Below are 12,495 nucleotides of genomic sequence, written 5' to 3'. Positions count from 1 at the left end.
CATGGGATCGCAGACAGCGAACGGAGACATCTCATGCCATACCCCACTGACCGCTCGGCCACCTGGTTCGTCACCGGCACTTCCCGCGGCCTCGGCCGCGAGCTGGTCGACCAGCTCCGGGAACGGGGCGACAACGTAGCGGCGACCAGCCGCACCGCGGACCGGCCCGGCACGCTCCAGGTCGATCTCACGGATGAGCAGGCCGTCATCGAAGCGGTCCGCGAGACCGAGGACCGGTTCGGCCCGATCGACGTGGTCGTGAACAACGCCGGCTACGGCTTCCTCGGCGCGGTCGAGGAGGTGAGCGACGCTGAGGCCCGGCAGATGTTCGACGTGCAGATCTTCGGCGTCTGGAACGTCCTGCGCGCCGTCCTGCCGTCGTTCCGGAAACGCCGCAGCGGGCACATCATCAACGTCTCGTCGATCCTCGGCCTGACCGCCTTCCCGGGCTGGGGCCTGTACTGCGCCGCCAAGTACGCCCTGGAAGGCCTGACCGAGTCCCTGGCCGCCGAGCTGGACGACATCAAGGTCAACCTGGTGGAGCCGGGCTATACCCGCACCGATTTCCTGCGCGCCCACTCGCTGGGCCTGCCGGCGAAAACCATCGACGGGTACGGCGCGATCCGGGAGATGACCGAGGCGCACCTGGCGATGCCGGGCACCCAGCTGGGCGACCCGGTGAAGGTGGCGGCCGCGATCATCCAGGTCGCGGTGGACGGCACGGCACCCCTGCACCAGCTGCTCGGCTCCGACTCCTACGGCCTGGCGAAGGCCCGGCTCGACTCCTTGGCCGGCGACATCGAGGCCGGTCGCAACCTGACCCTCACGACGGACATCCCGGTGACGGTGGAGTGACGGAGTAGGAGCACCGTCGGCTGGTGGGCTTCACCTACGCTCGCCGGCCGAGTGCCGCCGCGCCGGCCGTGCAGCGCTGCCGAGACGACGGCGAGAGCTGCGGCCGGCCGGGGCAGTTCGCCGACCGGTTCGCTCGGGCCACGCCGGCGGTGCAGCGGCAGCCGGCTGCCGACGTCACCCAGATGTCGATCACCGCGGAGTTCGCGCAGGGTCTGTCCGACGAGGAACTGATCCGGCAGGGGCGGGCCGCCATGGGTCAGCTCGCGGCGACCGCTCAGGACGATCCCGGCTACCCGTCGTACTACCAGAATCTGGCGTTGCTGCTGCGCGAGTTGCAGCACCGCCCGCAGGCGGGTGGCGCGGCAGCCCGGTTGTCCGGCCGGCCGGGGATGCTCCCGCTCTTCCTGGAGTGGCAGTCGGCCGGGTTGCTGGACCCGCCGTTCCGGCCGTCGGAGGTGCCGGGGTTCCCGTCGTTCCCGGTGACGGCGGCGCAATCCGCCCAGATCGGGCCGGGCCTGCCGCTCGCCGGCGCCGGCCTGGGGCTGGGGCCCGGGCTGGGCGGCGGATACCGGCCGCTTCCACCCATTCAGTTCCCGATCGAGCCGGTGCCGACCGAGCCGGTGCCGATCCGTCCGCCGGTGCTGGAGCCGATCCCGGAGCCGGTGGTCGACCCGACTCGCATACCGGCGGTGCCACCGATCGCGATCTTCCTGATCGTGCTGCTGTGGCCGTCGGAGACCGCGCCGGCCTGGATGGACGGAATGAACCAGGTCACCGGAGAGCCGTACGGAAGCGAGCAGGAGTACCAATGGGTCAATCGGCTCACCCCGGGCCAGCGGGACTACCTGACCCGCCTGGCGCGGGCGCGCCGGGAGGTGCCCGACCCCGCGCTCGAGACCGATCCGGCGCCGTGGGAGGTGCCGCGGGTCGAGGCGCGCCCCGAGGAGGAGGACAGCACGCCGGGCTGCGTCGGACAGCCGATCCCGCGGCGAGGCGGGCATCGCCGCCACGATGCCTACGCCACCAAGGTCACCGGCACGACGCAGGACTACTACGCGCGCACGCCGTACGGGCTGGAGATCGCCTACGACGGTCAAGGGCACGGGCTGATCGACATGTGGGAGGTCAAGGTGGGGTTCGGCTGGTTCTTCAACCCGGACAGTGCCGGGTTGCGAGACCTGACGCTGGCCCGGTTCGACGCACAGATGGCCCGCGGCATGGCGGTCGCGGCCACCTGCGGTTATCTGCACCTGTGGACCATCCCGGACCGATGGGTGGCCGGAACGCTGAACGCGCGGTGGGGCGGGACCCCGCCCGTGCTGAGCATCCCGGAATAACTGATGCGGATCTACGCCGAACGGAGCAAGGGTGCCGGTCCACCGCCGGCCGAGGCACTGGTCGGGGTCGCCCGCGAGCTCGAGTCGAGGCTCGGGGTCGGCCGGTTCGAGTATGCGGGCCATCCGGCGCGCCGGATCTTCATGCGGCCGGCGGAAGTCGACACCTGGCTCGGCCAGGTCCGGTCCGACCGCCGTCGCGGCGAGGCGGCACTGTTCACCCTCGGCACCGATCCGTCGCTTTCGGCCGGGGCAATCCTTACCTACGAGGAAGAACCGTGGACCGTCAACGCGGTGGAATGGGTGTGGTGCGGGCTCCCACATCCGGACCCGGTGACGGCGATGCTCGACCTCGTGTCCGCCGTGGCCCACCGGTTCGGCGCACACCGCGCGGTGGTCGAGGACGACGATCTATTGACGCGGTATCGCGGCGCCCGTGCTGCTGAACGCGCTCGCGCACAACTCCCGCCGGAGCTGCGCCGGTATGTGCCGGACCCGCCCGCGGCCGACGGTGGCCTGCCGAGCCTGCTGGTGCCGCAGGAGTTCGATCGCCGCCGGGTGCCCGACGCGGTCTGGTGGGTCAACTGCTGGGACGCTGTTCAGGTGGCGACGGTCGGCGCCGCTCGTATCCGCCGTGCCCCGTGGCGGCACATCGTCGAACTTCCGGCGGGCGGAATGGCGCTGGCCGCGTCCGAAAACCCGCCGGACCCGGCCGATCCGGCGGACCTTTCCCGCCTGGCCGCCCTGGTCGCGGCCCTCGACCTGCGCGCCGTGCAGCTGGAACATCGGTTACCGCAAGCCTGAACGGTGGCGGCGGGTCGAATCCTGGTCGACAGGGCGGGCAGAATCGTACGGGTGGACATCGCGGTGCTCGGGCCCGTCGAGCTGCGCTCCCGCACCGGGGACGCGGTTCCGGTGGCGGGCGCCCGCCTGCGTACCCTCCTGCTCCTTCTTGCCCTCGACGCCAACCGTGTCGTCACCGCGGGCCGGCTCATCGACGGGGTCTGGGGTGACGAGCCGCCGCAGGCGGCCGGCAATGCGCTGCAAGCGCTGGTCTCCCGCCTGCGCCGGGCCGCCCCGGAGCTGACCGTCGAGGCCGCCGCGAACGGCTACCGCCTGGTCATCGACCCCGACCGGATCGACGCCAACCGCTTCACCCGGCTGGCCGAGGAAGATCCGGTGACGGCGTTGCGGTTGTGGCGCGGTGACCTGGACTTTCCCGAGGTGGCACGCGGTGATGCCCGGCGGCTGGAGGAGTTGCGGCTGGCCGCACTGCGCCGCAAGCTGGCCGCTCAGCCGGACGCTGTCCCCGAGCTGGAGGGCCTGGTCGCGCAGCACCCGCTGGACGAGCCGCTCGCGGCGCTGCTGATGCGGGCCCTGCGCGACCAGGGCAATCCCGGCCGGGCGCTGGAGGTCTTCGAAACCGTAAGAAAGCGCCTGGCCGACCAGCTCGGCACCGATCCCTCGCCGGAGCTGGCGGAACTCCACCTCGATCTGTTGCGCGCGGCGCCGCGGGGCAATCTGCCGGCCGAGGTGAGCAGTTTTGTCGGCCGGGAGAACGACGTGAAGGCCGTCTGTGCGCTGCTCGCCAGCCACCGGCTGGTCACCCTGCTGGGGCCGGGCGGCAACGGCAAGACCCGGCTGTCGGTCGAGGTCGGCCTGAAGGTGCCGGGTGAGGTGTGGCGGGTCGAGCTGGCGCCGGTGACCGATCCGGCCGAGGTGCCGCAGGCCGTGCAGACCGCGTTGCGGCTGCGGGGGCAGGTGCTGATCGGGCGGGCGACGCCGGTCATGTCGACCAGCGAGCCGTTGGCCCGGCTGGCCGAGGCGCTGGCCGGCCGGGAGATGTTGCTGATCCTGGACAACTGCGAGCATCTGATCGGGGCGGCGGCCGAGCTGGCCGACACCCTGCTGCGGGCCGCGCCGGGTCTGCGGCTGCTGACCACCAGCCGGGAGCCGCTGGGGATTCCGGGGGAACGGCTTCATGCGGTCGAGCCGCTGGCTCTCCCCCCGGTGGGTGCGGATGCCGGGACCGCTTCCGCTTTTCCGGCCGTACGCCTTCTGCTCGATCGTGCCCCGGCCGTCGTGCTCACCGGTGACAACGTCGAGCCGGTGATCCGGATCTGCCGGGCGCTGGACGGCATGCCGCTGGCGATCGAGCTGGCCGCGGCCCGCTTGCGTACGCTCCCCGTCGCCGTGCTGGCCGACCGCCTGGCCGACCGGTTCCGCCTGCTCACCGGCGGCAGCCGGACCGCGCTCCCCCGGCATCAGACGCTGCGGGCGGTGGTCGACTGGAGCTGGGATCTGCTCGGCGAAGCCGAGCGGCGGCTGTGGCGCCGTTTCGCGATGTTCCACGGTGGCGCCGACGTGGCCGCGGCCGAGCAGGTCTGTGACGCCGACCCCGACGTGCTGGGCGCGCTGGTCGACAAATCCCTGCTGGTGCTGGGCCCGGACGGTCGCTACCGGATGCTGGAGACGATCCGGGAGTACGGGCTGGAACGGCTGGCCGAGGCGGGCGAGAGCGAGTCGCAGCGGATGGCCCTGGCCGGCTGGCTGCTGGCGCTGGCCACCGCGGCCGAGCCCCGGTTGCGGTCCGCCGACCAGCTGGTGTGGCTGCGCCGGGTCAGCGACGAGCACGACAACTTCCACGCCTCGACCAGGGCGGCGATCGACGCCGGCGACAAGGCCACGGCGGCCGCGTTCGTGGCCCGGCTGGGCTGGTACTGGTGGCTGCGCGGGCACCGGATGGAGGGCGCGGGCCTGGCCGCCGAGGTGGCGGCGATGCCGGGCGAGGCCGACCGGGAGGACGTGGCGCTCACCCACACGTTCGCGTCGATCAACGGGCTCGAGGGTGCACTGTCGATCGACGCGGTGCAGGAGCATTTCCGGCTGGCCGAGGCGAACGGCGCCGGGCCGGACGCGGCCCATCCGGCGCTGCGGCTGCTGCAACCGCTCGCCGCCATCTTCGACAACTTCGACCCGGACGTCGGATTCCGCGCGGTCGAGCCGCTGTTCGAGGACCCGGATCCGTGGCTGCGGGCCTCCGCCAAGATGATCGTCGGCCATCTGCGGCTGAACTTCGGGTACAGCGGCGAGTCGGTGATCGCCGACATGCGGGAGGCGCTGGCCGGGTTCCGGTCGGTCGGCGAGCGCTGGGGCATCGGTTTCACGCTGAGCGCGCTCGGCGACCTGGTCGCCGCGGACGGCGACTTCGCGCAGGGGGTGCGGTTGCAGCGGGAGGCGATGGCGCTGGTCCGCGAGGTCGGCATCCGGGAGGACCTGCCGCAGCTGGAGGTGAAGATGGCCCACCAGCTGTACCTGGCGGGCGAGCACGACGAGGCGCGGCGGGTGCTGAAGCAGTCGTGGGAGGAGGCCGAGGAGATCGGCCTGCCCGAGGTGATGGCCTCGGTGCAGTACGGCTACGCCACGATCGCCCGGCTGGAGGGCGACCTCGAGGTGGCTCGGGACATGATCGGCCGCTCGGCGGAGATGATGTCGAACCCGTCGTTCGCCCCGCAGTTCGGTTCGATGACGCGCAGCACCCAGGGCCTGATCGAGGCCGCGGCCGGCAACCTGGAGCTGGCCGGCCGGCACCACGCGGAGGCGGTGCGGATCGCGGTCGATACGCGCGACGCCCCGGTGATCGCGATGGCCGTGATCGGGCTGGCCGATCTCGCCGTCCGCGAGGGTGCTCCGGAACGGGCCGCGTTCCTGCTGGGGGCGGCCGACGCGGTGCGGGGCGGGCGGGACCGGACGGTGCCGGACACCGAGCGGGTCATGTTCGAAGCCCGCGCCGCACTGGGCGACGCGGGCTACGAGGCGGCCTACCGGCGGGCGGCCGGGATCACCGTGGCCGAGGTGAAGGACCTGTCAGACCCGGCGGCGGAAGGCCCAGACGGAGAGCGGTCCGAAGGCGACCAGCAGGATCGCCGCCCAGATCAGTGACTGGGTGACCGGGGTGGCGACCGGGCCGCCGTTGAGCAGCCCGCGCACCGCGTCGGCGAGGATCGACACCGGGTTGACCTTGACCCAGGCCTGCAGCCAGCCGGGCATGGTGGCGGTCGGCGCGAACGCGTTGCTGGCGAAGGTGAGCGGGAACAGCAGCACGAACCCGAAGATCTGCACCTTCTCCGGCTCGCTGACCAGCATGGCCACCAGCACCGACATCCAGGACGTGGCGAACGCGAAGATCAGCAGCAGCGCGTACATGCCGATCACCTCGACCGGTCCGGTGGCGATCCGGAAACCGAGGAGGGTGCCGACCACGAGCAGCAGCGTGACCGCCCAGGCCTGCTTGATCACGTCGGCCACGATCCGGCCGGCCAGCGGTGACCAGCGGGAGATCGGCAGCGACCGGAGCCGGTCGAAGACACCCTTGTTGATGTCGGTGTTCAGTCCGACGCCGGTGTTCAGGGTGGCGAACAGCAGGTTCTGCACGATGATGCCGGGCAGGCCGAACTTCAGGTAGTCGCCGGTGGAGCCGGAGATGGCGCCGCCGAAGACGTACGTGAACAGCACCAGGAACATGATCGGCTGGACGCTGAAATCGAGCAGCTCGAACGGGTTGTGCTTGATCTGCACCAGGGTGCGCCAGGCGAGCGTGCCGGTGTTGCGCACGGCCACGATCGGGCTGACCCGGGTTTCGATCGCGGCGGTCATGATTCCTCCGTGGTGTGGCCGGTCAGGGTCAGGAACACCTCGTCCAGGCTGGGGCTGCGCAGCGCGAGCTCGCTGACCGCGAGGCCGCTCTCGTCGAGCCGCCGCACCAGCTTGGCCAGCGAGGTCGGATCGGTGACCGGGGCGGTGATGATCGGGCCGCGGATGTCGACCGGGCCGGCGGCGATGCCACCGACCAGGGCGGCGACGGTGTCCAGATCGGATTCGGAGGCCGGCCGTACGGTGACGGTCTGCGCGCCGGTGCGCGCCTTCAGTTCGTCGGACGTGCCGGTGGCGATCACCTTGCCGTGGTCGATCACCACGATCTCGTCGGCCAGTTGATCGGCCTCGTCCAGATACTGCGTGGTGAGCAGCACGGTGACGCCGTCGCGGACGAGCTCACGGATGATGTCCCACATCTCGTTGCGACTGCGCGGGTCGAGGCCGGTGGTGGGCTCGTCCAGGAAGAGCATTCGTGGGTTGCCGACCAGGCTGGCGGCCAGGTCGAGGCGGCGCCGCATGCCGCCGGAGTATTTGCCGGCCGCGCGGTCGGCGGCGTCGTCGAGGTGGAACTGGGCGAGCAGTTGGTGGGCGCGGGCCCGGGCGTCGCGCCGGGACAGGCCGAGCAGCCGGCCGATGAGCAGCAGATTTTCCACGCCGGTCAGGGTTTCGTCGACCGAGGCGTACTGTCCGGTGAGGCCGATCAGGGTGCGCACCTGGTGTGCTTGGCGGACCACGTCGTACCCGCCGACCGTGGCGTGGCCGGCGTCGGGCCGGATCAGGGTGGCCAGCACCCGGACCGCCGTGGTCTTGCCGGCACCGTTCGGGCCCAGCAGGCCGAGGACGGTTCCCTCGCGTACGGCAAGATCGACGCCGCCGAGGGCGGTCGTCTCGCCGAAGCGTTTGACCAGCCCCTCGGCGACAATGGCATTAGTCATGGGGGCAGCGTGCCCCAGCTCACTGACATGGCGCTGACATTTACGACAGCGCCATGTCAGCGGCCGGCTAGAGAAGCCGGCCGAGGCGGAAGAACTGCGTCTCGCCGGTGGCGTCGTCGACGGCGTCGTTGTCGGTCACCGCGTACGTCTGGTGGTTGCCGGCGATCGCGAGGCCCTCGAGCTTGTCCGGCACCCAGCCGTGGTCCGACCGCAGCACCGGCAGCATGTCCTTGACCAGCCGCTTCTTGACGGTCGGGAAGCCGGTCCAGGTGGCCGGCACGTCGAACTCGTAGATCTTCTTGAGCGACGCCTGCGGGCCGCGCTGGTTGTCCCGCTCGATCACCGCGAACGTGTTGCCGTCCACCGCGACGATCTCCGACAGTCCCGACCAGCCGAGCGGCACCGCGTCGACCGGGTAGCCGAGCCACGCCCACTCCCCGGTTCTCGTGTCGTAGCGGCCGATCCGGTTGATGGTCTGCGGGTCGGTCCGGAGGGAGCGCTGGACGGCGACCCACACGTAGTCGCCGGCCTCGGCGACGCCCTCGAAGCCGTTCGTGGTGACGGCGGCCGCGATGTCGGCGGGCAGCGGGATCTCCTGCTGCACGGCCCCGGCCGCGTTCAGCCGGACCAGCAGGTTGGGCGTGGTGGCCGAGCCTTCGGAGGCGATCCAGTAGCCGCCGGCCCGGCGGGCCACGAGACCCTCGGCGTCGTACCCGATCGGCTTGCCGTCCTTGGTCACGGTCAGCTGCTTGAAGATCTTCGCCGGCGACGAGGCGGTCTCGATCGACAGGATCCGGGTCGGCACGTACGCGGCGTCGGTCGACGCCACCAGCTGCGACGGCTTACCCGGCACCGCGGACAGCGAGGAGAGCGTGCCCCACGGGATCAGGTCCTTGGACACGATCGACGGGAACCGGTCGTGCCCGAGGCGGTAGATGTTGACCGCGCCGCGCAGGTTGACGGACGGGTCCTCGGTCTCGCTGGACACGATGACCAGGCCGCGCGACGGCACGGCGACGACGCCCTCGGGCCCGGCCGCGGTCGGCAGGATCTGGGTGAAGCGCGGCCGGCGCGGGTCGGACACGTCGTAGACGGCGGTGAAGTTGCCCCGCTCGGCGTTGACGAAGACGTACGGGACGCCGCCGATCCGGGCGTACGCGACGTTTTCCGGCTCGATGCCCTTGGCGTCGGAGCGGCCGTCCGGGTACAGGCCGTACTGCACGGCGATGTGCTCGAGCGAGTTGCCGGCGTCCCAGACGACCTTGCCGCTCCGATCGAAGATGGTCCAGCCGCGCGAGCCGCCCTCGTAGTCACCCTCGTTGGCGCTGGCGAACAGGTCGTCGGTGATCCAGGCGACGCCGTCGGGTTCGCGCTTCGCGGTGATGGTCCCGTTCAGGGTGATTTGCGAATCATCGAGAGTGTCCACGCCGGATACCGTCACCGTGCCGGCATCGAAGTGCTTGATGACCGATTTGCCGGACAGGGAAACGACCGCGAAGTGGTTGTTCTCCTGCAGCGAGACCACCGCCTCGTCACGCGAGTTGATGCTCACGTACTCCGGCTCAGGATCGGTCGGGGCAACCTTGGCCAGGCCGGTCAGCGTCACCTTCGTCACGACCCAGGTGCGGGTGTCGACCACCGACAGATACCCGGCCGGCGCCTGCGGAAGAGCGCCGTCGTCGACATCCTCGTCCCGCTCGTTCTCGATCGCCACGGCGATGTACCGGCCGCTCGGCGCCACCGCCACCGAGTCCGGCTGCCCGCCCAGGTCGATCTCGCGAACCACCTTGCGGCTGCGGTCGTCGATCACCACCAGCTTGCCGGACGGGGAGACGAAGCTCGCCCGGGTGTTCACGCCGGCCAGCAGCAGGTGACCGAGGTGCGCGACCGAGGTCGGCTCGCCGCCCACCGCGAGCGTGCCGCCCGGCTTCGGCCGGGCCGGGTCGGTGATGTCGACGAAGCCGAGACGCTTGCCCGGGCTGTCGGTGTAGACGACCGTGCGGCCGTCCTGGGTCACCGTGGAGATCTCCGCGGCGGCCGCGTCGTCGATCGACGAGTTCAGGTATGCGGGAAACGTGGCGAGACGCTGAAATTCGGTGCGGCCGTGCGCGGTCGCCGCGGACGGAACCGCGACCACGATGCCGATCAGGGAGAGAGCGGAGATAGTCGGGCGTAAACGCATGCCCTCTGCCTATGCGACGATCTTGTCCGGTTCCTTGACGACGGACGAACGCCTGGTGCCGATGGGTGTCCAGATCAGCAGGGCCAGGCTGAAATAGACACACAGATTGCCGCCGATGATCTCCAGCGGCGGCCGCGGCCGTTTCTCCCACAGCCAGGTGAGCCGGGACGTCATGATCAGATAGGCGGCACCGGCCAGATAGAGCGGGCGCCGGTCCCGGCCCGTCGCGCCCAGTCCGGCGTCGACGCAGCGGACCAGCGCCGGGATCAACCAGACACAGTGGTGGATCCAGGTCACCGGGCTGATCAGGCAACCTACGACACCGGTGAGCGCCAGCCCGCCGATCACATCCGCGCGCGCCTGGACGATGCGCCAGGCCCAGAATCCGAGCGTGACCAGTACGCACACCAGCCACACCGTGGACTCGACCCGGTCGATCGGCAGCCGGGCCAGGAAGCCCCGCTCGGACTGGTTGGACAGGAACGACAGCACGCCGACCCGGTTGGTGTCCCACAGCGCCGACGTCCAGAACTCCCGGGTCTCGTCCGGGAAGACCGCCCCGGCCAGCAGCGTCGCCCCCGCCGCGGTGCCGGCCGCGGTGGCCGCGTCCCGCCACCGCCGGGTGATCAGCAGGTAGACGATGAAGATGCCCGGCGTCAGCTTGATCGCCGTGGCCAGCCCGATCCCGACGCCGGCCCAGCGGCGGCCCTTCGCGACCCCGAACAGCATGTCGCCCGCGACCAATGTGAGCAGCAGCGTGTTGACCTGGCCGAAGGTGATCGTCTCGCGGACCGGCTCGAACGAGATCGCCAGGCAGATCGCCACGCCCAGGGCGAACCAGCGGGGCCAGCCCATCCGCGCGATCAGCGGCCCGGCGAACCAGTAGATCAGCAGCGAGGTGGTCAGCACGGTGCCGATCACCGCGATCACCACGACGACCCCGAACGGCAGGACCGACATCGGCGACATGACCAGCCCGGCGAACGGCGGATAGGTGAAGCCGTACGGCGTGTCCGGCCGCAGCCAGTCGTAGACCATGCCGCCGTCGCCGTTGAACCAGTACTGGATCGCGCCGTAGTAGACCTTCGAGTCGAAGTACCCGTTACGGGTCTCGGCGAGATAGTTGATCACCAGCGTGATCAGGCCCAGCAGGGAGAGAGCGAGAACTTTTAACCGCATCGATAGCCTTAAAGCCGAGATAGCCGATCAGTACCGTCATCGCGACGGCCCCCTGAGTCTTGACCGCGAGAGCAAGGTTGTACCCGTCCGGCAGGCACAACACCGACGCCACCGCCGCCGGCGCGGCCACCCACCGGCTCTCCTCCCGCAGCGTCACCGCGAGCAGGGCGAGGGCCCAGGTCGCATACCAGGGATGAAAAACCGGCGAGAGCACGACGGTGGCCGCCATCGCCAATCCGGTGTTGCGCCAGACGTCACCGCCGCGCAGCGCCCGCCACCACAGCCCGACCAGCACGAACGCCAGCAGCACGATCCCGATCACCCGGGTGACCGGCACCGCGTCCACCCCGAACAGCCCGATGGTCAGGCCGACCGCGGTAGGCGGCGAGGTCCACTGCACCGACGCCCCGCTCCCGGTGAGCCCGGTGATCCACCCGAACCCCCGCCCGGACACCAGCGACACCACCGCCAGCGCCGCGACCACCCCGCCGAGCAGCTCCGCCGCGGGCCGCCACTTCCGGGACGAGAACACGAGCAGCAACGCGAACGGAACCACCACCACGGCCGTCGCCTTGACGCCGATCGCCAGACCGAACAGGGCACCGGCCGGCAGCGGGCGTCGAGCGGCGGCCAACGCCAGGCCGGCCAGGATCAGGCCGACCATCACCGCGTCGTTGTGGGCGCCGGAGACCAGGTGGATCGGCACCAGCGGACAGGCCAGCGCCAGCCAGACGGCGCGCTTCAGCGGCACGCCGGTGCGCCGGGTGAGGGCCGGCAGTGACACCGCGATCAGCACCACGCCCAGCAGCGCCACGATCCGCAACACCGCGACGGTCACGGTCAGCGATCCGCCACCGATCTTGGCCGCCAGGGCGGCCAGCAGCAGGAACACCGGGCCGTACGGCGCCGGGCTGTCGGTCCAGGTCGGTGAGACGGCGTCGGCCCAGGGACAACCCAGAAGATCGACCCCACCGGCGTACGGGTCGAGCCCGGCCGCCTGCTGCCACCCCTGGCAGGCGTACGAGTAGACGTCGTAGCTGCCCAGCGGAAGGAACGGCAGCAGCGGAACCATCCACAGCCCCGCCGTCACGTAGGCCCAGCGGGCCGACGGCACGTCGCGCCGCCCCACCCACCAGGCGCCGACGAGCAGAACCGTCCCGGCCAGCCACGACAGCGGCAGCAGCACACCGTTCGCACCCGCGAAGATCGTGCCCGGTGTGATGTTCGGCGACCACGGACTGTGCGCGCCGCCGAGATAGGCGGACACCGCGAGCAACAGACTGCCTGCCAGCCCGGCGTATCGGACCAGGGCGGGGCGGGGCATGGCGTGCACCCTACCGTGACGCGCTGCAAC

General features: G+C 71.0%; 9 protein-coding genes. 4 read left to right on the top strand and 5 right to left on the bottom strand.

Features of this window, described 5'->3' with window-relative positions:
• The first annotated feature begins 33 nt into the window (after positions 1-33).
• Genes Ato02nite_RS46140 through Ato02nite_RS46125 form a run of 4 tightly spaced genes read left to right on the top strand, consistent with a single transcriptional unit; the run spans position 34 to position 6,131 of the window.
• Positions 34-855, top strand: a complete 822-nt coding sequence (locus tag Ato02nite_RS46140; protein WP_213013081.1) for an SDR family NAD(P)-dependent oxidoreductase — start codon at positions 34-36, stop codon at positions 853-855.
• A 23-nt stretch (positions 856-878) separates the two neighbouring features.
• Entirely contained in the window at positions 879-2,192 is a 1,314-nt protein-coding gene (locus Ato02nite_RS46135; protein WP_213013080.1) for a hypothetical protein, read from the top strand.
• Positions 2,193-2,195: 3 nt separating this feature from the next.
• Entirely contained in the window at positions 2,196-2,993 is a 798-nt protein-coding gene (locus tag Ato02nite_RS46130; RefSeq protein ID WP_213013079.1) for a hypothetical protein, read from the top strand.
• 51 nt (positions 2,994-3,044) lie between these two features.
• The gene (locus Ato02nite_RS46125; RefSeq protein ID WP_213013078.1) at positions 3,045-6,131 is read left to right on the top strand and encodes an AfsR/SARP family transcriptional regulator; all 3,087 of its coding nucleotides are present in this window, start codon (positions 3,045-3,047) and stop codon (positions 6,129-6,131) included.
• On the opposite strand, the gene Ato02nite_RS46120 is transcribed toward Ato02nite_RS46125, so the two are convergent.
• From Ato02nite_RS46120 to mptB, 5 genes are all read right to left on the bottom strand, one after another.
• The gene (locus tag Ato02nite_RS46120) at positions 6,057-6,845 is read right to left on the bottom strand and encodes an ABC transporter permease (protein WP_213013077.1); all 789 of its coding nucleotides are present in this window, start codon (positions 6,843-6,845) and stop codon (positions 6,057-6,059) included. The two genes, Ato02nite_RS46125 and Ato02nite_RS46120, sit on opposite strands and share 75 nt — an antisense overlap.
• A complete protein-coding gene (locus tag Ato02nite_RS46115; RefSeq protein WP_213013076.1) occupies positions 6,842-7,780 on the bottom strand; it encodes an ATP-binding cassette domain-containing protein in 939 nt (312 codons plus the stop codon). The genes Ato02nite_RS46120 and Ato02nite_RS46115 overlap by 4 nt, the downstream gene beginning before the upstream one ends.
• Before the next feature lie 67 nt (positions 7,781-7,847).
• A complete protein-coding gene (locus Ato02nite_RS46110) occupies positions 7,848-9,962 on the bottom strand; it encodes an esterase-like activity of phytase family protein (protein WP_213013075.1) in 2,115 nt (704 codons plus the stop codon).
• Positions 9,963-9,971: 9 nt separating this feature from the next.
• A complete protein-coding gene (locus Ato02nite_RS46105; protein ID WP_213013074.1) occupies positions 9,972-11,141 on the bottom strand; it encodes a glycosyltransferase 87 family protein in 1,170 nt (389 codons plus the stop codon).
• Positions 11,065-12,465, bottom strand: a complete 1,401-nt coding sequence (gene mptB / locus Ato02nite_RS46100; RefSeq protein WP_213013073.1) for a polyprenol phosphomannose-dependent alpha 1,6 mannosyltransferase MptB — start codon at positions 12,463-12,465, stop codon at positions 11,065-11,067. The genes Ato02nite_RS46105 and mptB overlap by 77 nt, the downstream gene beginning before the upstream one ends.
• Positions 12,466-12,495 lie beyond the last annotated feature (30 nt).

The sequence above is a fragment of the Paractinoplanes toevensis genome, assembly GCF_018332695.1.
GTDB lineage: Bacteria > Actinomycetota > Actinomycetes > Mycobacteriales > Micromonosporaceae > Actinoplanes > Actinoplanes toevensis.
The sequence above is the reverse complement of the archived record's forward strand: the minus strand, read 5'-3'. Positions and strand labels throughout refer to the sequence as shown.

Bases quoted from the DNA above. Each gene is read 5' to 3' on its own strand.
- Ato02nite_RS46140 (WP_213013081.1), top strand. From the start codon at position 34: ATGCCATACCCCACTGACCGCTCGGCCACCTGGTTCGTCACCGGCACT.
- Ato02nite_RS46130 (WP_213013079.1), top strand. From the start codon at position 2,196: ATGCGGATCTACGCCGAACGGAGCAAGGGTGCCGGTCCACCGCCGGCC.
- Ato02nite_RS46120 (WP_213013077.1), bottom strand. From the start codon at position 6,845: ATGACCGCCGCGATCGAAACCCGGGTCAGCCCGATCGTGGCCGTGCGC.
- Ato02nite_RS46115 (WP_213013076.1), bottom strand. From the start codon at position 7,780: ATGACTAATGCCATTGTCGCCGAGGGGCTGGTCAAACGCTTCGGCGAG.
- Ato02nite_RS46110 (WP_213013075.1), bottom strand. From the start codon at position 9,962: ATGCGTTTACGCCCGACTATCTCCGCTCTCTCCCTGATCGGCATCGTG.
- Ato02nite_RS46105 (WP_213013074.1), bottom strand. From the start codon at position 11,141: ATGCGGTTAAAAGTTCTCGCTCTCTCCCTGCTGGGCCTGATCACGCTG.
- mptB (WP_213013073.1), bottom strand. From the start codon at position 12,465: ATGCCCCGCCCCGCCCTGGTCCGATACGCCGGGCTGGCAGGCAGTCTG.